This is a genomic window from Paenibacillus sp. sg306046, assembly GCF_059821225.1.
Genome location: NZ_JCAMRT010000019.1, coordinates 24526 through 47566, shown reverse-complemented (window position 1 = coordinate 47566; position 23041 = coordinate 24526). Strand labels below are relative to the sequence as shown.

The following is a 23041-nucleotide window of genomic DNA, read 5'->3' as shown; positions in this document are numbered from 1 at the left end:
TTTACCGCGGATTCTGCGGCTGCATGGATGAGAGATGGAGGAATAACGGATGAATGGAAGCGGACAGGTGAAGGAGAGAGCACATACTGGGGAGGACGACTTTGATGCCGCTGTCTGGCTGCAACAGATGAGTCTGGAGCAGAAAATCGGCCAATTGCTTGTTTGCGGGTTCGAGGGAACAGAGCCGTCCTCGGAAATTAAGCGCTTAATTGAAGAGCAGGCCATCGGCGGCGTTATTTTGTTTGCGCGTAACGTTCGGAGCACGGATCAGGCGGCAGCTTTAAATCAAGCGCTGCAGGCAGCTGCTTCGGCCGCAGATACGCTGCCGCTTTGGATTTCCGTTGATCAGGAGGGCGGCATGGTTGCGCGCTTCACGGAAGGCGTGGCGCTTATGCCAGGCGCAATGGCGATTGCAGCCAGCGGGGACCCGCAGGCGGCTTATGAGGCCGGGGTTGACGCTGTCATGTCCGCGCACATCGTGTTTCCGGCTTACGAGTCCGACCAGCGTCCGGCGACCTTGTCGCAGGCGGTGCTGACCGGACTGCTGCGCGGAGAGCTTGCGTACGACGGCGTCGTGATGACCGATTGCATGGAGATGAATGCGATCGCCGAGCATGTCGGCACGGCCGAGGCGGCCGTAATGGCGATTGAGGCGGGAGCGGATCTGGTGCTGATCAGTCACCGCTACGACCGTCAGCTGCGCGCCTGGGAGCTGCTGCTGCAGGCTGTGCGGGATGGACGGATTACGGAGGAGCGGATCAACGAATCTGTGCTGCGGCTGCTGAGGCTGAAGGCGAAGCGCGGCATTTTGCAGGCAGCCGGCGCTGGACAGCCGGAAGGGGCCGCTCAGGCGGCAATCGGCTGCGACGCGCATCTCGCGACCGCGCAGCGAATCAGCGAGGCGAGTGTGACGATTGTGAAAAATGATCGCGGCCTGCTGCCGCTTGCGCCGGACAAGCCGATGTACGTGCTGTCGATGGAGCCTGCCGCAAGCAAGCTGGACGAGGAGCAGGCGGAGGGCGGCGATTTCAGTCTCGGACGTGCGCTCTGCGAGCTGGGAGCCGATGAGACGGAGTGGCTGATTCCGTTCGGACGTGCGGCTGAGCTGAAGGAGGAACTGGTGCGGATCTGCATGTATACCGAGCGGATTATTGTCGCGACGTACAACGCCTACCTGGAGAAGGATCAGGTCGAGCTGGTTGAGGCGCTGCAGGCGTCCGGCAAGGACCCGATCATTGTGGCGCTGCGCAGTCCGTATGATTTGCTTGCTTTCCCTGAGGTCGGCGCGTTTGTAGCTGTGTATGAAAGCCGTCCGCTCGCGATGCGCAGCGCCGCCCGCGCGCTGCTGGGGCAAAGTTCGGCGTTCGGGAAGCTTCCCGTCTCGCTCGGCGAAAAGTTTCCGGCCGGAACCGGCCGGGGCGTGCAATGATCGAATGATCGGCTGGCTGCGCCAAACGCTGGACAAGCTGAAGCCAGCTGCCGGAGCAGCAGGCCGCTTGCACGCTGTAGCTGCACGATCCGTTGTACGCGCCAAGTTTAACGCTTTCAAGTTTAACGCCTGAAGCGACGGCGGGGGCGAGTACCTATTTTGTACCAGAGCCCTCCTTCGTCATCTTCATATATGCGAATACCGAGCAGCCTCAACGGGGTCCAGCGCTCGCGGAAATAAAAGCTTTTCGTCTGGGAATAACGGCTTGTTCTTGAATAGTGCTCCATTGCAGATCCCTCCTCCTATTTACAATAGGGGGAATAGGACTTATCGACTAGTGTCGGCTGTCATGATCCTTGTCATATGACATCAAGGAGAGGGAATGATTGTCGCGCAGCAGCGCGACAATCGCCTCCGCGCGATTGCTGACCTCCAGCTTGCTGTACAGGGTGCTGATGTAATTGCGCACGGTGCCGTCCGAGATGATCAGGCTCTCCGCAATTTCCCGGTTCGAGTAGCCCTGCATCATCAGGCGGGCAACCTCCTCCTCACGCTCCGTGAGCGCCGCTCTTCCTTTACGCATCGTGAAAAACTCGGCTTCCTGCTTGATCTGGGACAGGCGTGACGCCAGCTTGGCCGCAATGACGCCCTGCAGTACAAACTGGCCGACGGCGGCGTCGCGGATCGACTGCACCATCCGGTCGCCATCCATGTCCTTGAGAATGTAGCCGCTTGCTCCGCTGGACAGCCCCTCGATAATATAATCCTCCTCGACAAAGGTCGTCAGGATGAGAATGGTGACATCCGGCGAATGCGCCTTGATTTGCTTCATGGAGGTGATGCCGTCCATAACGGGCATCTGGATATCCATTAAAATAATGTCCGGCTGAAGCGTCCGCGCCAGCTCGCAGCCCTCCAGGCCGTTTTTGGCCATGCCGACGATTTCCAGATCCTCCTCCATCTCCAAAATCGTCTTGAGTCCTTCCCGGGTCAAAAATTGATCGTCTACGATTAGCAGTCTATAGGGCGCTTGCCCGATGTTCTTCATGGCGGTGACCCTCCTGTTGGTTGGCGTAAGGGAGCGTAATCCACAGCTGACAGCCGATCCCGTCGTTTGAATGAATAGTCAGCGTGCCGCCGAGCGCCTCCACCCGTTCCCGCATTGCAGTTAGGCCAAAGCCGGGGGTCAATGACCGGAAGCCGGCGCCGTTGTTCTCCAGACGGAACAGCACATATTTCCCGTCCTCGTGCAGCATGCAGCGAAATTCAGTGGCGGCGCCATGCCGCATGCCGTTGGTCAGCCCTTCCTGCAGCGCATGATAAATGACATGGCGATGCGTGCCGGGCAATCCGGTCAGCGGAGCGATATCCGCGTGAATGCGTGTTTCGGTGCTTTGCTCCGTATCGCGGATGAGCTTGTGCAAGAGTTCAATAAAATCCTGGTCATTGTAATTGCGCAGCATATGGACGGATCGGCGAATTTCGTTCAAGCCATGGCGGATCAAGTCCTGCGCGCCCTGGAGCCGATGGAAGGCATCCTCCTGGTTTTTGTGAAACTGCCGCTTGCTCGCTTCAATCTGCAAAATGGTCGAGGTCAGCGTGTGGCCGACTATATCATGCACCTCGGCGGCAATCCGGTTTCGTTCGGACTGAATGGACACTTCCGCCAGCGCCGCCGCCGTTTCCCGCATCGACTGCTCCAGTGTCCGCGTCCGTTCCTCGACCTGCTGCTCCAGGCTGTCCTTGAGCTGCTCGACGTTGCGGTAAAGCTTGGCGTTGTCGATCGAGATGGCGCACTGGGCGCAAAGCAGCTTCAGCACGCCCATTCTGCCTGGGGTGAAGACGCCTGTAGACAAGTTGTTTTCCAGATATAAAATGCAGACCAGCTGGCCGTTTTTCAAAATCGGCAGGCAAGCAACGGATTTCAGCTGCTTGCTGCGCACCGAGGGGCTTTGGGTGAAAATCCCTTCCTTGGATGCATGGTCGAGCACAACCTCTTCCAACGTCCTTGCTACGTAGCCGACGATGGCGGTAGCCAGATGATCCGTCTGATCGAGCGGAACCGGCTCCAGCCGGATATCGTCGACAGCGCCCTGCGCTTCGATCACGAGCTGCCCTTGCTGCGGGAAAATGAGCGCTCCGGTTTCGGCCCCTGCATTTTGCAGCAAAATGCGCATCAGCAGATCGAGCAATCGGCTCATAATCACTTCGCTGGAAATGGCTTGCACAGCAGCCATAATGGCCAGATGGTCGACGCCGCCTGCTGCGGGGACAGGAGCGGCGGGAAGCAGATGCTGGTAACGCGAAGCGAGATCCGCCGCCTTGGCCTTGGCGCCCCAATGCAGGTAGTAGTCATACGCTTTGCTCATGTACGCCTTGGCGAGCTGCTGCTTGCCGATGTCCAGATAAAATCGGGCTGCGCATTCCGCTGCAATCGCGGTGTTATGCAAATAGCCTTGCTCCTCGGCATCAAGGCAGGCCAGCTCGTAATTCAGCGCCGCTTCCTCCGGCTTATTGGAGACGCGGGCCGTTTCGGCGGCCAGCAGCAAATATTTATGCCGGTAATTGACAGGGGAAAGCTCGGCATATTTTTTGACATAACGGACGGTGTGGCGCATGGTGCGCAAGTAATTGCGCTGCTCGGCGGCGGTTGCCTTCGGATAAAGCGCCGCCATCGTCAATACCATGTACATGCCGTGTGTCGAATATTCGAAGATGCCTTTTTTATAGCCTTGCCGTTTGAACAGCTCCTCGGACAGCATTCCATACCGGTAAGCTTCTTCGGGCTGCCCGAATAAATAACAGCTCACATAATGGTACATGTACCGCGCCGATAGTATGCTTTGGTTTCCCGGGTCCTCCAGCTCTTCCTGAGTCGGCGCGCGCTGCAGGTCCATGCTCACAAACGGGTCCTGCGGATGCGCCTCGCCGGTCAGCCGGCTAATGATTCGGGCAAGCATCGCTATGCCATCCCAGTGAACCCTGCTGCGACCGCGCGTAAATTCCGGCACGTTGCGGATGAGCAGCCGGTACACCTCGTCAAGCGGCTTGCCCATCATAAACAGGATGGAGCCGTTTACCAGAATGAGTTCATTGGCATGCCAAAGGCTGGCCGATTCCAGCCGGGCGAGCTCCGTATTGCGGGAGAACTGCTCCAGCAGCTCCGGCTCATAAGGCCGCCAGCTGTCAAAGCAAAGGGAGAAGGCGACGGACACCATCGACCGCACTTCGGAATGGGCGTCAGACAAGTCAAGCGCAAGCTTGCCCCAATCGTAGCCGGCCTTGTAGTTTTTCAGTACAAGCGTCTCCAGCATCGCCATGCCGACGAAGCCGACGGATGACTCCGGCGCTTGCCCGTAATCCAGGGTCAGCTCCAGCATCAAGGTGAGCACGAACGGCCAGATCTGGCGATCTCCCATAAAAAACGCATGTCCGGCATAAGTCAACACGGCCATTGCGGCAAGCGCGCGCGGGTCGCTCATCGCAGGCATCTCGCGGAGCGAGGCGATGCTTCGCCCGCGCAGCCTCCATTTGATCCGGATGAGCAGCGCAAGCAGTTGGGGGACGCCGGCGCGCTTAGGCAGCCGGATCTCCAGCAAGTCGAGCGCTTGGCGAGCGAGCGCGAGCACCGTTTTGTAACGATTGCGGTTCGTCTCCATCTGAATCATGGTGATATAGATGTCCACCTGCTCCAGAGCCGACACAGCATGGCTTTGCAGCAGCCTGAACAGGCGGTGCGCGGTATCGAACTGCCCGCATAGAAATTCACATTCCGCCTGCTCCTTGCAGCATTGGAACATCAGCGTGAAGCTGTCGAGCCACCCCTCGTCGCCAAGCAGCGACGTCGCTTGCCGGTAATAGCGCAGCGCGGGTTCATAGGCGGTCGTCTGCTTGGCTTTGTAGCCGGCCCGGGCGTTCAGCTCGGCCAGCTGCTGCAGCTCCGCAGGAGTTCGCAGGCAGGGGAGCGCCGCGTTCAGATGGTTGACGGTTTCAAACAAGCCGGAGCCGGTATCTTCGCCGGTCAGCAGCCGCTCCAGCAGCAGCTTGCCGATGCGCGCATGGTACGCAGGTTGGCCTGACTCGGGCACGAGCATCAGGCAATCATGCTGGATGCGGTCATGCTGGAAGGCGAACACTTTGGTCGCCGCAGACCGGCCTGACGCCAGCAGCAGCCCGTTTCGTTCGGCGGGCTGCAGGTCGGCGGCCGCTTCCTCGACAGACCAGCCGCTGGCGAGGGCCAGCAGCTGCAGCTCGAACTCCCGTCCGAGGAAGGACGCCCAGATCAGCAGCTGCACGGTCGCAGCGGGCAAATCGTCCACATCGCCTGTCCAGTGGCCGATGACGCGCGCCGATGTTTCTACGCTGGCCAGCTGCTCCAGATTCCACCGCCAGCTATGCGTTGAGCTGTGGAACGTAATCCACTCGCGGTCATGCGCATTTTGCAGAAAGGGCTTGACGAAAAACGGCTGGCCGCCTGTCTTCCGCATCACGACAGCGGTCAGCTCATCGAGGCTGCCTGATGCGATCGGCATCGTATCGGCCAGCAGCTCGCGCACGTCGTTAGCCTCCAGCGGGCGAAGGACGAGCCGCTCCAGGCCGGTTTGCCGCTCCTCCCAGGCTGAAACCATCGGTGCAAACGGCTGATCGGGCACCTGCTGATCGTCACGGTAGGCGCAGATCAGCAGCATATACCGGGATGGCCGATTCAGCAGCAAGTAGTTCAGCAGCAGCAGGGACGCCTGATCGGCCCAGTGCAGATCATCCAGAAAGATGATCAACGGATGTCGCGCATCGGCGAACACCTCAATAAACAAACCTACCAGATGGTGGAACCGCTGGAGCGATTCCATCGGCGGCAGCGGCGGAATGTCCGGCTGCGCGCCGATCAGCAGCTCAAGCTGCGGCACCAGATTCGTCAGCAGCCGCCCGTAATCGCCGATGACCTGCAGAATGCGCAGCCGCCATATTTCAAGCTGCCGCTCATTGCCGGTCAGCAGCTGCCGCACCAGCTCCTCGAACGCCTGCTTCCAGGCGGCATAAGGCAGGTTGGCGGGATACGGCTCGAACTTGCCGGTAATGAACAGGCTGTGATCGCTTTGCGCGCGCAGCGTCTCGCGGACAAACGTCGTCTTGCCGATGCCCGCCTGCCCGGAGACAAGCAGCAGCTCAGCGTCTCCGGCAGCAAGCCGCTCGCACATTTGCCGCAAAATCGCCTGCTCGGCGCTGCGGCCGTACAGCTTGCGCGACAATTGCCATTGCTCCGGCACATCGTGGCTGGCCAGGGGAATGGCTTCAATGGTTCCGGTCTGCTGCCATTGCTTCAAGCAGAGCAGCAGGTCGGTCTGGATGCCGTGAGCGCTGTTGTACCGGTCCTCCGGCGGTTTATGCAAGCATTTGGCAATCAGATCGGATAAGGGGCCAGGGATCATAGGCTCACATGTAGAGAGGGGAGTCGGCTTGCCTGCAAGCTGGGCATGGGTCAGCTCCAGCGGGTCCTGCGTTTCGAACGGAAGCCGTCCTGAAAACCATGTATACAAGGTGATGCCCAGCGAGTAAAAGTCGGTCCGGTAGTCGGGACGGCGGTCCAGCCTCCCGGTTTGCTCAGGGGACATGTACGGCAGCATGCTGTCCGGCAGTCCTCCGTCATTAACTTGTCCGGCCGCAGACATGTCAGCCGGGCCGGGCATAGACATCGGCGTTGCGTAGCGGAAGCCTCCGAGCCGAACCTCCAGCGTATCGGGATGGATGAAAATATGCAAGGGCTGCAGGGCATTGTGGACAATTTGCTGGCGGTGCAGCTGCTTGACACAATCGGCCATGCCGGCAGCCGCGCGCAGCAGCAGGAGCAGACCGAATCGGGCCACGGGGCGCAGCGGCCGGCGGCCTTGTCCGGGCTCCAGCAGCCGGGTCAGCGGCACGCCGCCGAAATCTTCGGCCAGCAGCACGGGCCGCTTGCCGGCCGACTCCAGCGCAATCGGCCGGATTGCGCCGTGGCCGTCCAGCCGCTGCAGCAGCTCAAGCTCCTGCCTGAAGGCGTTCCATACGCCAAGATCGGGATATTCGTCATGCGTCGTAAACGCCAGAACGTGGGTGGAGTGTTGCGTATGGACAAGCCGGCAGCAGATCATTTCCTCATCTTCTCCGAGCTGCTCGACTGTCCGGTAGCCTGGCAATTCCAACATATCGTGAGAGCCTCCAGTCAAGCCCATAAGGTTGTTGTGCAAAGTATAATGGATTTTTCAGGCAAACGGAAGCTTTTTAGAGCGAGGTGTTAGTCGGATAAGCAAGCGCCTTCAGGCGGGTCGATTGTTAAAAGGAGTACCTTTTTAAAAATTGGTAGATAAGGTAGAATTGAGGGGAAGGAGGAGATGTTCATGCAATTGAATCAGTTTACATATGGTGGACTGAGACAGGGTTACTGGCAAGAGCTAATCCAACCAGCCTCTTTGCCGATCATGAATTCATCCAGAAGCCATTCAGGTTTTTCTACAGCTGCTTTGCTGCCGCCGCCAACTCCGTCTGTAAGAATGCATAATACGATGGGAAGCATGGGAGTCGAAACCTATCGAGCGAATGAGCGTGTTCTCCGTGAACAGGCAATAATCCGCGCGGCGACCTCATCGTTTAAAATCGGAAAAAATGCGGATGGAAGCGTTTGGATGCAAGATAATGACCCGGAGGCGGCGCTCGCTAGAATGAGAGCATCCGGAGGGAATGCAGAGATTGATTGGTTTAAGGTCAATATGGACCTGAACACAAGAGCTGGCATCGGAATGGGTAACCTGGATGAAGTTGCTTTGCGTATTGACTATTATGCTTCAGAGTATGCTCAGTATAAAACGCGCATCGAGAGTCAGTATACCGGAGACAAGCAGCAAGCAGAACTAGCGAAGCTGGAACAGCTTTTTATGGATAAGTTAGGGGACGAGGCAACTTATTTTTCGAAGCAGATAGGCAATTTTTTGGCTAGTAATGGTGTTGAAGGGGAAGAGGGGGCGTTGCGCGATAGCTTTCTTGATATCTACGAGCAACGCAAAACGGAGTATTTGCAGTTCATAGCGAACCAGCCCGACTACGCGGGCGTGCAGGGTACAGAGGACGAATGGCTGTTAACCAACGGCGATTTTATGGGCGAGCAGCTTCGATTTGCTATGATCTCGCAGCAGCCGGAGATGAACATAGGCAGCAAACATGGCTATACTGTCGATGATCTGCAGGCGGTTGGCATGATGGTCAAGGAGCTGTCGAAGGTTTACAATTCTTCCGATTCGCTTAATATTTCAGAGGAAGAGCTTGGCGTCAAGCTAGGGGTAGCTGCGATGAAGTATAGCTTGATATCCGGGCACTTCAAGCTTGGCGAAGAGACTAGAGGGAAGATGGACAAGGCTTTTCAAGGCTTCTTGCAAAACGAGATGGATCGAGTGACCGCGTATATCGAGCAACAACGAGCAGATCCTTATGTCCGTAACAAAGCAGCTTACATGATCAATTTTGACCAATTGGCAGTTTTGGAAATCGTTAAACGTATGGTTGACAATCTGAATGAAGAGGATGTAGGCGCAGCGTTCCGCTCAGACTGGAACATGATGGTGTCTTTGTATAAATCAAAACTTAATCATGAAGGAACCAGCCAGTTATCTCGTTATCATCCTTATCGAATGAATCAGCTAGGGGAGATTCAGAACTTGGCCGGGGATTGGAATCGCTTCGTTCAGCAGCTTTCCAAGACGTCGGGCAGTGATACGGCACACTACTTATTCAAGGAGCAATTTCAGTGGATGGACGTTCAGGTATAAAGGCTATATGGCGGACCATGACTGTGGATTAAATCAGATGTCGGAAGAACCGCTATCCGAGCGAATGCTCGGTTGGATAAGGGAGCAGGCCGGACCTCAGGCGGACGCAGACATTTATGAGGCACAGCGGCTGCTGGGCGGCATCTCCTCGGCTACTTATCGGCTGGCAGTTCTGCAGGGAGGGGAGGCGATCCCTTGGGCGCTGCGTCGGTTCGATCATACAGAATGGCTGCAGGAGGAGCCGGACCTGCCGCTTCATGAAGCGCGCTGCCTGCAGCATGCTGTGGCAGCAGGCTTGCCTGCGCCCCGGATCATCGCCCGGGACGAGACGGGCGAACAAGCTGGTCGGCCCGCTGTCCTGATGACGCTGCTGCCGGGAGCGGTTGTGCTTGAGCCGACCGACATGGCGGGCTGGGTTACGGGGCTCGCCGAGGCGTTCGTTCGGATTCACCAAGTCGAAGCAGACGACTTTCCATGGACCTATTTCATGTATCAGGATATGAGCAAGCTGCTGCTTCCGGACTGGTCACGCAGCTTGGCGTGAAGGAGCGGACGGATCAGCTGATGATGGAGCGGTTGGATGCGTATGCGGCGAGCCTGGCTGCGCGAGTGGCTGGGGGAGCGATCCGGACTGGGGACGCTGAAGCTGACCGGGGTGGAACAGAGCGAGGCACGAGGCGGGCCGAGCTGGGCTATAATATGTGGCAGAGCCAGCAGAGCCAGCAGAGACAGCAGAGCCAGGGCGTCAGCCAAGCTAAAGCCAGAGCAAGGCTATCGCAAATGCCGAGCCGTCTTGAGGAAGCCGCCCTAAGCAAAGACGCTTCCACCGTCCCAAGCTGTAGGGGGGTGGAAGCGTCTCTTTATCTATAACTCACTTTAACGTCGCTTTGGCGGAAGCCGCCTCGCAAAACTGCTTGAGTCCTTGCTCGACGATTTGGCGCGGGCAGGCCAGATTGATGCGCAGCCAGCCTTCGCCCTCGGAGCCAAAGACGGAGCCTTCATTAAAGGCAACCTTGGCTTGGTTGTACATCAGGTCTTTCAATCCCGGGATATCAAGCCCGAGTGCCCGGCAGTCCATCCACAGCAAGTAGGTGCCGTCTGGTACGAGCGGCTTCACCTGAGGCAAATGCTTCTGCAAGTACGCCAGCGTGTAATCGAGATTGTCCTTCACATAAGCCATCATCGCGTCCAGCCACGGTCCGCCTTCGTTAAAAGCGGCCTGAACCGCATCCTGCGCGAAGTGGTTAGCCATATGAATGCCAAGCGTGCGGATGCGCTGCTCCATTTTCCGCTTGACGGCCGGATTGGAAGCGACAATAAACGACGTATGCAGCCCTGGCAGATTAAACGTTTTGGTCGCGGACAGGCAAGTTAAGGTGATCTGCGCCAGCTCCGGCGACAAGGTAGCAAATGGCGTATGGGTATGCCCCGGGAATACAAGATCGCCGTGAATTTCATCAGAGACAACCATTACCCCGTATTGCAGGCACAACTCGCCAAGCTGGAGCAGCTCGTCACGCTCCCAGACGCGTCCGCCGGGATTATGCGGAGAGCAGAGCAGCAGCAGCCGGGCGCCTTCCTTGAACAGCGATTCCAGATGATCAAGATCCATTTCGTAGCGGCCGTTGCGAACGACCAGCGGGTTTTTGGCGACCACGCGTCCATTGCTGCGAATCACATCATAGAACGGATAATAAACCGGCGATTGAAGCACGACCGGACTGCCCGGCTCGCTAAACAGCTCGACGGCAATGCTCATCGACGTGACCACGCTAGGGGAATCGGTGATCCACGCCGTATTCAGCTCCCACCCGTGGCGGCGCTTGTACCATTGCACAATGGAATCAAAGTAAGCAGGCGTATGCACGGAATACCCGTATATGCCCAGCTCAGCCCGCCGGACAAGCGCCTGCTGAACAGCGGGCGGGCAAGGGAAGTCCATATCCGCAACCCACATCGGTAAAATATCGGCGCGGCCGAACAGCTTCTCCGACTGATCCCATTTATAGGAACGCGTGTTGCGGCGGTCAATGAACTGATCGAAGTTGTAAGTCAACACAATCACCTTCTCCAAGTAGTATAGCCCTTAGTATACCACTCGTGGAACGGCTAGCGAAAGCTCGCAGCTAATAGATCCGGTGAATCACATCCTCAAATGCCGGCTCTTCCATATGAATGTCCGCAATGTCGCCCCATCCGCTCAGCTCGCGCAGCATATCCATGGCGGTGCAATCCTGGCGGTTGCCCGCGATGACGACGCCGTTTTCAGTCTGCTCGGTGACGCGAAACGCCGCTGTCGATCCGTCGCTGCCCATCTGTGAGGCAGGTACGGCAAAGGCTCCCCGGAACGTGACGCGGATCATCGTAGGCAGGCCAATCAGGCTGCGCAAATCGTCAATCGTGCCGTCATAGGCCAACTGACCGTGGTTAATGACCATCACCCGCTTGCACAGCTGCTCGATATCGTCCATATCATGGGTCGTCAGCAAAATCGTTTTACCGAAATCGCGGTTCAGCGTCTGCAAAAATTGCCGAATATTACGCTTCGCCGTCACATCAAGCCCGATGGTCGGCTCATCTAGAAACAGCAGGTCCGGATCATGCAGCATCGCCGCCGCCAGATCGGCCCGCATTCGCTGGCCGAGCGACAGCTTGCGCACCGGAGTTAGCCAAAACTCCTCCAGATCGAGCAGCTCGGCCAGCTGTCCGAGTCTGCGCCGCTTGTCCGCGGGCTCGACCCGGTACATTTCGGCCAGAATATCGAAGGAATCCTTGACCGGGAGGTCCCACCAAAGCTGGCTGCGCTGCCCGAACACGACGCCGAGCCGTCGCACGACCTGACGCCGGTGGCGATGCGGATCGACTCCGCCGATGAGCACCGTGCCGGATGTCGGGTGAAGGATGCCGGTCAGCATCTTGATCGTTGTTGACTTGCCAGCTCCGTTCGGGCCGATATAGCCGACAAATTCACCGGGGGCCACGCTAAAGCTGATGTCGCGGACCGCCTCCTTCGTGCGGTATTCGCGGGAAAACAGCGTGCGCAGCCCGGCAAAGCGCCCCTCGCGCGCGACTGGCGTTTGAAACATTTTACGGAGTTGGCGGACCTCAATCATCGGCTGTACGGGAGCGTGCGGCTCACTGACTGCCTGCTGCTCCATATTGGATTTGCTCATTCTGATTCCCTCCTTAACTGCCAGTGCTCTGGTAGTTGGTTAATCCGTAGCGCCAGAAGCGCATGCTTGCCCCAAGGCATACAAGCGCGGCCACACCGATTGCGGCAAGCAGCCAGCCGCCGTATTCTCCGCGTAAAATAAACAGCGCCGGCGCATAGCTGACCAAGCCGACCGGAATGACCACAAGCAGCATCGCCTTCATCCAGTCCGGGTACAGCACCAGCGGGTACTGGGCGGCGGTGCGGGCCGCGTCCTCCGTAATGTTCTGCAGCTCGGTGATTCGTGTCACCCAGAAGCCGATCGTCGCTGTCGCCAGCCCGATGGCAAATAAAATAACACTGCCTGTGCCAATGGTTAGCAGCGTATACGGGACGGCGATCCAGCCGATTTGTCCGCTTTGCATCAGATGGCTCAGGGCCCAGCACAAAATAAAGCCGCCCTGCAGCAATTCCCCCGGCATGAGCCGGAAATTTTGCGTAAAGAGAGCAAATAAAATCGGTACCGGACGCGTCAGCAGCTGATCCAGCTCTCCGCTGACCAAATATTTCTCCAGATGATGCACTTCACTCGCGAAGGTGCGGTAGATCGCTTTGGATAAGGTCATCACCGCGAATAAATAGCCGACCTCATACAAATTCCAGCCCTGCAGAGCGCCGAACTTGTTCATGACAATGACGAGAATAAGGAAGTCGGTCAGCTGGATCAAGGCGGCCAGCAGGCTGCCCAGCACAAAGTTCAGCTTGTATTGCATGCGGCTGCGAATGCTGGCTCGTACAAGCAGCACATACAATCTAAATGTCGTCAGACCCGAAGAAAGAGCGCGGCTGATCATCCTCCCTGCACCTCCAGCTTACGGCGGAGCAGCGCGGTAGCGCCGAGGCAGACAGCCGTCAGAGCAGCGCACCAGAGGACGGAGCCGAGCAGCAGCGAGCCATCCTCGAAGCCAAGATAAATGCGTGTCGGCACATAGAGCACATACGGGTAAGGCGACAGCCAGCTAATCGTTTGCAGCCAGTCCGGCAGCCATTCCACAGGAATAAAAAAGCCGGCCAGCAGCATCAGCAGCGCATGGTTGCCCCAGTACAGCCAGCTCGATTCCGTCGTCCATAGCGCCGTTGCGCCGATCAAATAATTGATGCATACCGATAAATAAGCGGCGCAAGCCAGACCGAGCAGGGTAAAAGCGAGTTGAGAAGCGTTCGTAGGGATCGATAACGAGAAGACAAGCACGTACAGCACATAGATGGGGATGGATTTGTACACGATCTGGTAGGCGATCTGACCGGCTTCCTTGCTCAGCAGATGTGTAAACAGATGAACGGGTCGCATAAGGTCCAGCGAAATATGTCCGGTCCGGACAGCTTGCGGAATACCGAGGCCATTTGTTATAAACCCGGTAATCCAGAGGATCGCTTGCGTAAACGCAATATAGCCGATCATGCCTTGCACCCCATAATCGCCCAGGGAACGATTGTCCCCGATGCCGATCCAGATGCAGGCATACATGTAGCCGAACAGCGCGCTTGCTACATTGTGTACCATATGCGCTCCGCGGTATTGCAGGTTGCGGGAGTAGGCCTTGACGGCCAAAACATAATAAAGCATATGACACCTCCGATAAGTTCGTTCGACGGGGCTAGTCCGTCAACTTCAGTCAAGGCGAAATGCGAGAGACGATGATCATCATACCAAAATGAGGGAGCTGGCGCAATGAAAAAATCGAGCAAATAAAAAAAGAATTGCTCTGCAACCGAGCAATTCCCGCATTGACGCACAAAATTGATGAAAACGCATCCTAGCCTGTGACGATTCCGCGTGTTTGCAGTACGGATTGCGCTGTAGCATCGGCTGGTCGGTAGCCTTTCTCCAGCAGTTCCTTGATGTACATTTTGTTGTAAATGAAGGAGAAGATAATGCCGGGAATCCATGCGCCGATGCCGAAGGTAAAGGATCCAACGGCAAGCGCAGTTACGAACATAATGGCCGCCCACTTCAAATCGCCTCTGAACAGCGCAGGGAAAAAGCCAAAAAAGAAGGTGGTCCAGCTAAATCCAACCTTAACCGTTTTCACACCACCGCTTGCATTTACTAAAGTTACGTGCATAAATCACTGACCCCTCTTCTCACAATTTTCCAATCTGCGCTTAATTATAAATAAAAAGGAGAATCTTGTCGATAGGAATCGTATTTCATTAAACTGTAGCTAGCCTCGCGTAAAATATAGATAAAGACGGCTTTTGCTTGGATGGAAATCTACCATTTCCATCCAAGCGGCTTTCCGAACCGGTTCATGGAGTTCACATTTGTAAAAAAACATTCAAATTCCGTTCCCGATTGTCGATATATACAAGTAGATAGATATTGAAAACAAAAGGGGAAATCATCATGTTCCGGTTACGGAATCAATCCAGCGGCACTCAAGTGCCCGATGAGCACCATTCGAAAGCAGCTGACAAAACAAGCCTCCAGCAAATGGGGCAGCAGATTGGAGAATGGACGAGTCGAATTATCGCAGGCGATCTCTCGGCCAGGCTGGACTTGCCTGAGAGTCATGGAGCTTTATCGTCCATGGCGAAGCAATTAAATGAACTGATTGAAGTATTGAGTACCAGGCTAACGGATACCGAAGCCAGATTGAGGCTCGTTAACAAGGTGATGCAAACCGGGGAGTGGAGCTTGACCATCACTAACGGCGACCCGAATCACCCGGATAACCGAATGTGCCAATCTGAACGTGTCGAGGCGTTAATGAGCAGCGATGCGAGAAAGAAAGTAAACCGGAAGCATGCAGCAGATGTGTGGAGTACAATTATTCTTCCGGATGATATGTTAAGAATAAATAAGGCTTTTGACGCACAATGGCAAAATGGAGGCGATGACGAGCCTTTCGATTTGGAAGCCCGCGTGCAGATCAGTGAGGATAAAGTCCGGTGGGTTCGTTCGACAGGCTGCTTGCTTCGCAACGAACAGGGCGTGCCTACGAAGTTGATTGGTGCGATTTTTGATATCCATGAGCAGAAAACAAGAGAAGAGGAGCTGGCTGCGCTTGTCACCCGCTATGATCTTGTGAATCGCGCGCTTGTGGAAGCCCCTTGGGATATGAAAGTTGTGAAGGACGATGTCGTGAATCCTGGCAATGAATTTTGGTGGTCGCCTCAATTCAGGAAGACGCTCGGCTTCAAGGATGAACGAGACTTTCCGAACGTATTCAGCAGCTGGAGCAACAGACTGCATCCGGATGATGCGGAACGGACCATCAAGGCATTTGCCGATCATATGCTTGATTTTACCGGAAAAACGCCTTATGAGGTGGAATACAGGCTGCAGCTCAAAAGCGGAGAGTACCGCTGGTACCATGCCGGCGGAGAGACGATTCGTGACAGCGGCGGGGTGCCTTTGCGCGTAGCGGGTACGATTCGTGATATTACCTTCGAGAAAAACAAGGCGGAAGTGATTCAAGCCTTGACGGAAGGAACCCGGCTGCTGTCGCAATCCATGGATGAAGTGTTACGGGGCGTCAATTCAATCACGGCGCAGGCGCAGGAGCTGGCTGTGGCCCAGGAGCAGTCGATGGAGGCAGCCAATCAGGTTAAAAGCAGTGCGGAGCAGACGAAAGGGGTCACCAGCTTTATTCGCGAGATCGCCAGCCAGACGAATCTGCTTGGTCTGAATGCGGCCATCGAGGCGGCTCGGGCCGGAGAGCTGGGTCTTGGCTTTGGCGTCGTTGCGAGAGAGGTACGCAAGCTTGCCGACCACAGCTCTGACGCGACGATTAGTATCGAAACAAGCATGCAGGACATGCAGCAATTTACGAACCAGATTTTGGAGCATATCGGCAATATGACCGAGTTAACCCAGAACCAGGCGGCACTCACCGAGCAGCTTAACGCTTCTATGGAAGAGATCAACAGGATGACGCAGGAGCTGGTGAGCGTTTCAAATACGTTATAAGGCAGCTTAAACCGACTCCATTGTTCTACATATATGATGCAAATGTTTTTCCTCGGAGGGATACCGCCGTTGATTGATGTAATTGACAGGGCTATTAAAGAAATCTGGCCATCGTGAGAATTGATGAACATGAGGAGCGGCATCTTAGTGATCGAGTGGTTGAAGTCATCGCCATCGTCGAATTGAAGTTTAAGTCCTCCACGATCAATACGATTCCGTTTCTGAAAGACATCGAAAAAATAAAAAATACAAGAAAAGACAGCGCTGAATTATCGGGATTTTATACAGCACATGGGCCTGTGTTTACGGTGCTCTCGTATAATGACAAGAACACAGCTTTCAACACGATCTTGAATCAATAAAGTCACGTGCCGTCACGCGCCCAAAAGCCGGGCAGGGGCAAATCCCCGCCCGGCTCTCGCGCCAGCCGCCTATTCATAGCACATATTCCGCGACGGGCAGCGCTTGTCGAAGGAGAAGCGCACGGCATCCTTGTCGTCCTTAATGACGAGGGAAGAGCCGGGAATCGTGTGGTTTCTCGTAATTTCCAACGTGTCAGGGACTTCAAACACGAGGCTTTTCATCTCGGCCACCATGCCTTTTGTGAAAGGCTGCCGCGTTTCGCCGACCTGCAGCATAAATTCGGAATGCTTGCCCCACTTGTCTAGATTTTGGGTCAACGCCTTGTAGGTTTTACCCTTGCTGTCTACAAAAGTAAACATTTTATGGTCCACGATAACGGGCTTTGTCCCTTTGTTGACTATGGCGACGCCAAGGAGCAAATATTTATGCCCCTTTTTGGCCGGCAGGTCAGGCGTCTCGGGAAATAATATATAGCCGAGCCGGTAATTCATGTCACTCAGCATCGTCTCCTGGGCGTAATACACCATTCGGAGCTTGCTAACTGGAGTTGAGCAGCCTGACGCTGCAAGCATGATGCTTAAACTAAAGGTGACCAGCCATCCACGCAACTTGCTTCCTTCCTCCTCGTTCCCCTGCTGATCCTAGAGCTGACGGATGATAACATCCTATAAAATACCATAGGGCAAAATGGCTGTCATGGGAAATTCGGACGAATTTCTACAAGTATTAGGGTATAATTGCAGCAATTCTTAGGAGAGCAGCGTGTGAAAGACTGCGCCTGCTGCTGCTCCCGCCGCTACGATGACCCATGGGGGCAGCTTCCAATACATGAGCATGCCGAATAAAACGGCCAGCAGCGCAAAGTCCGCAGGCTGCTGAATCGTGCTGGTCCAGATCGGATCGTAGCAGGCGCCGAGCAGCAGCCCGACCACCGCCGCATTGATGCCGCCGAACGCCGCCTGCACGCTGGGGATACGGCGGAGCAGCGCCCAGAACGGCAGCGCACCGCCGATCAGCAGAAAGCCGGGCAGGAAGATGGCGATGGTCGCCAGCAGCGCCCCGGACCAGCCGCCGATCAGCATGCCGAGGTACGCTGCAAATGTAAACAAAGGACCCGGCACCGCTTGGGCCGCGCCGTACCCGGCCAGAAAGTCGGCTTGGCTCACCCAGCCGCCCGGCACAAGCTCGCGCTCCAGCAGCGGCAGCACGACATGGCCGCCCCCGAATACAAGTGCGCCGGAGCGGTAGAAGCTGTCGGCCAGCGCAACCCAGGGCAGGGAGGTCATGCTTCGCAAAATCGGCAGCCCGATCAGCAGTCCGGCAAATAACAGCAGACAGATGGCGCCCAGCGTGCGGCTGACCGGAATCTGAACAAGGCTGGGCCCGGATGCGGGGGCGTTTTTAGCGATCAGCACGCCGACGACCCCGGCAATCGCCAGAATGCTCACTTGACTAACCGGCGATTGCCACAGGACGGACGCGGCTGCCGCAAGAATGGCCAGTGTAACTCTGGGCTTATCCGGCGTCAGCTTCTGGCCCATGCCAAGTATGGCCTGGACGACGATGGCGACGGCGACTATTTTCAAGCCGTGCAGCCAGCCTGCGCCCGTCACATTCCACGTTTGCAGCAGCCAGGCAAATAAACATAACGCTACGACAGAGGGCAGCGTAAATCCGATAAAGGCGGCGACTGCGCCGGCTAAGCCGCCGTGCAGCAGTCCGATGCCGAACCCGACCTGACTGCTGGCCGGTCCGGGCAGAAACTGGCTGAGCGCGACGAGGTCGGCATAGTTTTTTTCGTCCAGCCATTTTTTTTGTCGGACATACGCTTCATGAAAATAACCGAGGTGCGCAACAGGTCCTCCAAACGATGTTAAGCCGAGCTTGGTTGACAGCAGCCCTATTTCCAGCAGCGTTTTCAATCGGCCTGCGAAAGAGCTGTTTTCAGGCGGTGTAGATGCGGGCGACCGCTTCACGATGGACGAAGCCTCCTTATGTGATCGGGGAACCGCGATGCGGCCCGACCAGCCTTTTCTAAGCAACAAAGTTCGCCGTCATTGCCTTAACTCCTCCAGCTTGGAGCAGGAATGCCGCCGAGGAGATTTAAAGAAATTGTAAAGGGGGGCCGATGCCGAGCGTCACAATGGCCGAAAGCTGCGCCGGACCCGATGAAAAATTTCGGAAATTCGCCTTGAAAGCGTTCAGCAATGGGGAGTGTTGTGGTAAAATAAAGCCTGCAGCAGCTTATGAACGTGAGCAGATGGGCTTTCCGAGGCCGTGCAGCTCCTATAGTTGCATTGCCAACTACAACATATAGGAAGTGATCCGCTTCATGAAGGCTCAGCGTTTGTTGTGGAATTATCTCAAGTCCAAGTGGCCCCTGTATGCGCTGGCGGTTGTGCTGATTGCCGCTGCCAACATTATTCAGGCGTACTATCCGCGGCTGCTCGGCGATTTCACCGACCATCTGCAGCGCGGGGAGCTGACGCCCCCGCTCATCGTCAGCTACAGCCTCAAGCTGCTGGCGATTGGCTTGCTGTTCGGGCTGCTGGCCGGGGTCGGGCAGTATGTGATTATGCGTGCCGGACGGTATTTCGAATTTATTACCCGCAAGCAGCTGTTTGAGCACTTTACGCAGCTCAGCGAAAGCTTTTATTCCAAGCATGGTGTCGGCAAGCTGCTCAGCTACGTGATGAATGATGTCACGGCCATCCGCGAGTCGATTTCGATGGGGGTCAACCAGACGACCAATGCCAGCATTTTGCTCATTGCGGCGGTTGCGATGATGGTAAGCAGCGCGATTCCGCTGCCGCTGATCGCAATCTGTGTCGCTCCGCTGCTGCTGATCCCGCTGCTCGTGATCAAGTTCGGTCCGGTTATTCGCAGCCGTTCGCTCAAGGTGCAGGAATCGCTGAGTACGATGACGGAATCGGTCGAGGAGCAATTCGGCGGCATTCGCGTGATCAAAAAATTTGCGGTGGAGTCCGTGATGCTGGGCCGGTTCGGGCAGACGGTTGACCGGATTCGCGACGCGCAGCTGCGCCTGGTCCGGATCTCTTCGCTGTTTCAGGCGCTGATCCCGTTTTTAGGGGCGCTTTCGCTAGTCATTACGCTCGCTTACGGCGGGTACTTGACGATCCGGGGCCAAATTTCACTCGGCAACTTTGTCGCGCTGACCTTGTACATCCGGATGATGGTGAACCCGCTGCAGCAAATCGGCAATGTGATCAACACGATGCAGCGCGCTCGCGCTTCGCTGGAGCGGTTAAACGATTTGCTGAGCCGCCGTCCCGACATTTTGGAGCTGGAGGGCGCGCGGGAGGTTGATTTGGAGCGCTCTGCCTTGCAGATCACTCGGCTGACCTTTACATACCCCGATGCGGAAAAGCCTGCGCTGCGGGATATCGAGCTGACGGTGGAGCCGGGGCAGACGGTCGGCATCGTCGGCAAGACGGGCAGCGGCAAAACGACGCTTGCCAAGCTGCTGCTGCGCACCTACGACCCGCCGGCCGGAACGATCAAGCTTGGCGGTATCGACATCCGGGAGCTGACGCTGGAAAGCTTGCGCGGCCAGATCGCCTACGTGCCGCAGGAGGGCTTCTTGTTCAGCACGACGATTCGCGACAACATTGCCTTTTACCGCCGCGACTCGGGACTGGAGCAGGTGGAGCGGGCCGCCCGCCAGGCGCAAATTCATAGCAGCATTGTCGAGTTTCCGGAGCAGTTTGAAACGAAGCTCGGCGAGCGCGGCGTTACGTTGTCCGGCGGCCAGCGGCAGCGCACGAGCCTGGCTCGCGGGCTAATCAAGGGCGCTCCTATTTTGCTGCTCGACGACAGCGTAAGCGCCGTTGACGCGGTGACGGAAAAGGCGATTATTGAAACGATCCGCAAGGAGCGGGCCGGTCGGACGACCATTTTGATCGCTCACCGGATCAGCGCGCTCAAGCATGCCGATTTCATTATTGTGCTTGACGAGGGACGGATCGTCCAACGGGGCACGCACGCCCAGCTCAGCGCTCAGCCCGGTATTTATGCGATGCTGCATGCGATACAAGAGGAGGGGAACCCGTATGTCCAGGGACAAGTCAGCAGGCGATAACACCAAGGCGAAGGCGTATACCTCGGCTTTTCGGGTGCTGTTTGCTTACACGAAGCCGCATAGCAAAACGTTTATCCTGATGATCGCCTGTACGCTGCTGGCCATCGCGGCCGATCTGCTGCAGCCTTATCTGGTCAAGATTGCGATCGACGATCATCTGATGCTTGGCGATACGAACTATGGCACGCTGATCATCATCAGCGCGATTTATGTCGGGCTTTCCTTGACCGGGCTGCTGTTTACTTACCTGCAAAACAATTTGCTCCAATTCGCCGGGCAGAGCATCGTCGCGCGAATCCGCAAGGAGCTGTTCGAGCATATTACGAAGCTGTCGATGTCGTATTTCGACCGGGTGCCGAGCGGCAGTCTGATCACCCACGTATCCAGCGATACGGAGACGATCAACCAGTTTTTCAACCAGGTGCTGCTGAGTCTGATCCGCGACGGGCTGACGCTTGTCTGCATCATCGTGCTGATGTTCCAGCTTGATGTGCAGCTGACCTGGTATTGTCTGATTCTGTTGCCGATCATCGCGCTCATTGCGATCGCCTTCCGCTCCTATATGCGCAGGACGTACCAGCTGGCGCGGACGAATTTGTCGCGGCTGGTGGCGTTTGTCGCCGAAAACCTCGCCGGCATGAATTTGACCCAGGCGTTCCATCAGGAGAAGGAGCAGCAGCAGCAGTTTACGGACCGCAACCGGACGTATTACCGTTCCAATTTGCGGGAAATCCGGACGAACGTGTTGTTTAACCGCTCCTTCGATTTGCTGGGCAATTTGTCGGTGGCGTTTGTCACCTGGCTCGGCGGCATCGCCGTGTTCGACAAGCAGATTGAATTTGGCGTGCTGTACGCATTTATTACGTACATCCGGCTGTTTTTCCAGCCGATCAATACGATTACCCAGCAGTGGAACACGCTGCAGTCAACGACGGTCTCGGTTAGCCGCATTTGGAGCATTTTCTCGATTCAGCCTGAAGTCAAGGACGCTCCCGTGCCGAAGCGCCTCGTGCCGGAGACGGTACAGGGCAAGCTGGACTTCGAGCAGGTCACGTTCGGCTATCGGGAAGGGCAGCCGGTGCTGCGCGGGATTGATCTGCATATCGCGCCAGGCTCGCTGATCGGCATCGTAGGCACGACCGGCGCGGGTAAAAGCTCGCTGATTTCGCTGCTGTGCCGGTTTTATGATGTGCAGCAGGGGAGCATCCGGATCGACGATACAGATATCCGCGAGCTGCCGCAGGCGACGCTGCACCGGATCGTCGGACTCGTGCAGCAGGAGCCGTATTTGTACTCCGGCACCATTATTGATAATGTCCGGCTGTTCGACGAGTCGATCTCCCGCGAGGACGTAATCCGCGCCTGTTCGTTTGTCGGGGCCGATACGGTGGTCGCCAAGCTGAAGGACGGCTACGATACACGGCTGTCGGAGCGCGGAAGCGGGCTGTCGGCAGGCGAACGGCAGCTCATTTCCTTCGCGCGTATTATTGTGTTCAAGCCGAAGGTGCTTATTCTCGACGAAGCGACGGCGAATCTCGATTCGTACACGGAGCAGCTGATTCAGTCGGCGCTGGCGGTTGTCTCGAAGGGACGGACGACGCTTGTCATTGCGCACCGGCTGTCCACGATTATGCAGGCGGACCGCATTCTTGTGATGCGCAGCGGGGAGATTGTCGAGCAAGGCGATCATGCGCAGCTGCTGGAGCAGCACGGCTACTATGAGCAGTTGTACCGTCATTCACAGGGAAAAATGAAAGGAGTGAGCTGAACGAATGAGTATTAGGAGATTGGCAACAGGCGAACCGCCGCCGATGGAGCTGCTGCTGCTCGCTGACCCGTCGCCAGAGCTGGTGGTCGACTACGTGAGTCGCGGCGTGACGTATGTGGCGGAACGGCAGGAGGCGATCGTCGGGGTATATGTGCTGCTGCCGACCCGCCCGGAAACAGTCGAGCTGGTTAATGTGGCGGTCGCTGAGCGGCTGCACGGTCAAGGCATCGGCAAAGCGCTGGTGCAGCACGCCGTTGAGCAGGCGAAGCGGCTCGGCTACCGTACGATTGAGGTTGGCACCGGCAGCACGGGTGTCGGGCAGCTGGCGCTGTACCAGAAATGCGGATTTCGGATGACTGGCATCGACCGCGATTTTTTCGTCCGCCACTATAAGGAGCCGATTTATGAAAACGGCATGCAGCTGCTGGACATGGTCCGGCTGTCGCAGGATGTGTAGCCTCC

At 56.6% G+C, this 23041-nt stretch carries 19 protein-coding genes; 10 read left to right on the top strand and 9 right to left on the bottom strand.

From position 1 onward, the window contains the following. The first annotated feature begins 49 nt into the window (after nucleotides 1-49). Both AC6ROY_RS18745 and AC6ROY_RS18740 read left to right on the top strand, forming a co-directional pair. Complete coding sequence (locus AC6ROY_RS18745) at nucleotides 50-1429, top strand: glycoside hydrolase family 3 N-terminal domain-containing protein (RefSeq protein WP_500102120.1); 1380 nt, start codon at nucleotides 50-52, stop codon at nucleotides 1427-1429. 4 nt (nucleotides 1430-1433) lie between these two features. Beyond that, on the top strand, nucleotides 1434-1562 hold the full coding sequence (locus AC6ROY_RS18740; RefSeq protein WP_500102119.1) for a hypothetical protein: 129 nt from the start codon (nucleotides 1434-1436) through the stop codon (nucleotides 1560-1562). A 201-nt stretch (nucleotides 1563-1763) separates the two neighbouring features. Here the strand turns inward: AC6ROY_RS18740 and AC6ROY_RS18735 are convergent, their stop codons facing one another. After that, entirely contained in the window at nucleotides 1764-2477 is a 714-nt protein-coding gene (locus tag AC6ROY_RS18735; RefSeq protein ID WP_500102118.1) for a response regulator, read from the bottom strand. After that, a complete protein-coding gene (locus AC6ROY_RS18730) occupies nucleotides 2449-7611 on the bottom strand; it encodes an AAA family ATPase (RefSeq protein ID WP_500102117.1) in 5163 nt (1720 codons plus the stop codon). The genes AC6ROY_RS18735 and AC6ROY_RS18730 overlap by 29 nt, the downstream gene beginning before the upstream one ends. 192 nt (nucleotides 7612-7803) lie before the next feature. Between AC6ROY_RS18730 and AC6ROY_RS18725 the strand changes: the two genes are divergently transcribed. From AC6ROY_RS18725 to AC6ROY_RS18715, 3 genes are read left to right on the top strand one after another with little or no spacing between them, the layout of a single operon-like run. Further along, the gene (locus AC6ROY_RS18725) at nucleotides 7804-9225 is read left to right on the top strand and encodes a hypothetical protein (RefSeq protein WP_500102116.1); all 1422 of its coding nucleotides are present in this window, start codon (nucleotides 7804-7806) and stop codon (nucleotides 9223-9225) included. Between the two features lie 37 nt (nucleotides 9226-9262). After that, nucleotides 9263-9769, top strand: a complete 507-nt coding sequence (locus AC6ROY_RS18720) for a phosphotransferase (protein ID WP_500102115.1) — start codon at nucleotides 9263-9265, stop codon at nucleotides 9767-9769. Then, the gene (locus tag AC6ROY_RS18715) at nucleotides 9700-10095 is read left to right on the top strand and encodes a hypothetical protein (RefSeq protein WP_500102174.1); all 396 of its coding nucleotides are present in this window, start codon (nucleotides 9700-9702) and stop codon (nucleotides 10093-10095) included. The genes AC6ROY_RS18720 and AC6ROY_RS18715 overlap by 70 nt, the downstream gene beginning before the upstream one ends. 1 nt (nucleotide 10096) lies before the next feature. On the opposite strand, the gene AC6ROY_RS18710 is transcribed toward AC6ROY_RS18715, so the two are convergent. The 5 genes from AC6ROY_RS18710 to AC6ROY_RS18690 form a co-directional block, all read right to left on the bottom strand. Further along, nucleotides 10097-11281 (bottom strand): MalY/PatB family protein, encoded by a 1185-nt coding sequence (locus tag AC6ROY_RS18710; protein WP_500102171.1) that lies wholly within the window; start codon nucleotides 11279-11281, stop codon nucleotides 10097-10099. 70 nt (nucleotides 11282-11351) lie between these two features. Continuing rightward, nucleotides 11352-12338, bottom strand: a complete 987-nt coding sequence (locus tag AC6ROY_RS18705; protein ID WP_500102170.1) for an ABC transporter ATP-binding protein — start codon at nucleotides 12336-12338, stop codon at nucleotides 11352-11354. A gap of 73 nt (nucleotides 12339-12411) precedes the next feature. Beyond that, complete coding sequence (locus tag AC6ROY_RS18700; RefSeq protein ID WP_500102114.1) at nucleotides 12412-13230, bottom strand: ABC transporter permease; 819 nt, start codon at nucleotides 13228-13230, stop codon at nucleotides 12412-12414. Next, the gene (locus AC6ROY_RS18695; protein WP_500102113.1) at nucleotides 13227-14003 is read right to left on the bottom strand and encodes an ABC transporter permease; all 777 of its coding nucleotides are present in this window, start codon (nucleotides 14001-14003) and stop codon (nucleotides 13227-13229) included. Before AC6ROY_RS18695 ends, AC6ROY_RS18700 begins: the two co-directional genes overlap by 4 nt. Nucleotides 14004-14193: 190 nt before the next feature. After that, the gene (locus AC6ROY_RS18690) at nucleotides 14194-14502 is read right to left on the bottom strand and encodes a DUF2628 domain-containing protein (RefSeq protein ID WP_500102112.1); all 309 of its coding nucleotides are present in this window, start codon (nucleotides 14500-14502) and stop codon (nucleotides 14194-14196) included. 281 nt (nucleotides 14503-14783) lie between these two features. Between AC6ROY_RS18690 and AC6ROY_RS18685 the strand changes: the two genes are divergently transcribed. Both AC6ROY_RS18685 and AC6ROY_RS18680 read left to right on the top strand, forming a co-directional pair. Continuing rightward, the gene (locus tag AC6ROY_RS18685) at nucleotides 14784-16349 is read left to right on the top strand and encodes a methyl-accepting chemotaxis protein (protein WP_500102110.1); all 1566 of its coding nucleotides are present in this window, start codon (nucleotides 14784-14786) and stop codon (nucleotides 16347-16349) included. A gap of 113 nt (nucleotides 16350-16462) precedes the next feature. Further along, nucleotides 16463-16711 (top strand): hypothetical protein, encoded by a 249-nt coding sequence (locus AC6ROY_RS18680; protein WP_500102108.1) that lies wholly within the window; start codon nucleotides 16463-16465, stop codon nucleotides 16709-16711. A 69-nt stretch (nucleotides 16712-16780) separates the two neighbouring features. Here AC6ROY_RS18680 and AC6ROY_RS18675 read toward each other — a convergent pair whose 3' ends face one another. Both AC6ROY_RS18675 and AC6ROY_RS18670 read right to left on the bottom strand, forming a co-directional pair. Then, complete coding sequence (locus AC6ROY_RS18675) at nucleotides 16781-17320, bottom strand: DUF4352 domain-containing protein (protein WP_500102106.1); 540 nt, start codon at nucleotides 17318-17320, stop codon at nucleotides 16781-16783. A 141-nt stretch (nucleotides 17321-17461) separates the two neighbouring features. Further along, nucleotides 17462-18688 carry a chromate transporter gene (locus AC6ROY_RS18670; protein WP_500102104.1) on the bottom strand — a complete coding sequence of 409 codons (1227 nt, stop codon included), beginning with the start codon at nucleotides 18686-18688 and terminating at the stop codon, nucleotides 17462-17464. Between the two features lie 356 nt (nucleotides 18689-19044). On the opposite strand from AC6ROY_RS18670, the gene AC6ROY_RS18665 reads away from it, so the two are divergent. The 3 genes from AC6ROY_RS18665 to AC6ROY_RS18655 are packed head-to-tail and all read left to right on the top strand — an operon-like array spanning nucleotide 19045 to nucleotide 23036. Next, a complete protein-coding gene (locus AC6ROY_RS18665; protein WP_500102102.1) occupies nucleotides 19045-20811 on the top strand; it encodes an ABC transporter ATP-binding protein in 1767 nt (588 codons plus the stop codon). Beyond that, nucleotides 20783-22579: an ABC transporter ATP-binding protein gene (locus AC6ROY_RS18660; protein ID WP_500102100.1), complete on the top strand. Its 1797-nt coding sequence runs from the start codon at nucleotides 20783-20785 to the stop codon at nucleotides 22577-22579. Before AC6ROY_RS18665 ends, AC6ROY_RS18660 begins: the two co-directional genes overlap by 29 nt. Before the next feature lie 4 nt (nucleotides 22580-22583). Continuing rightward, nucleotides 22584-23036 carry a GNAT family N-acetyltransferase gene (locus AC6ROY_RS18655; RefSeq protein WP_500102098.1) on the top strand — a complete coding sequence of 151 codons (453 nt, stop codon included), beginning with the start codon at nucleotides 22584-22586 and terminating at the stop codon, nucleotides 23034-23036. Nucleotides 23037-23041 lie beyond the last annotated feature (5 nt).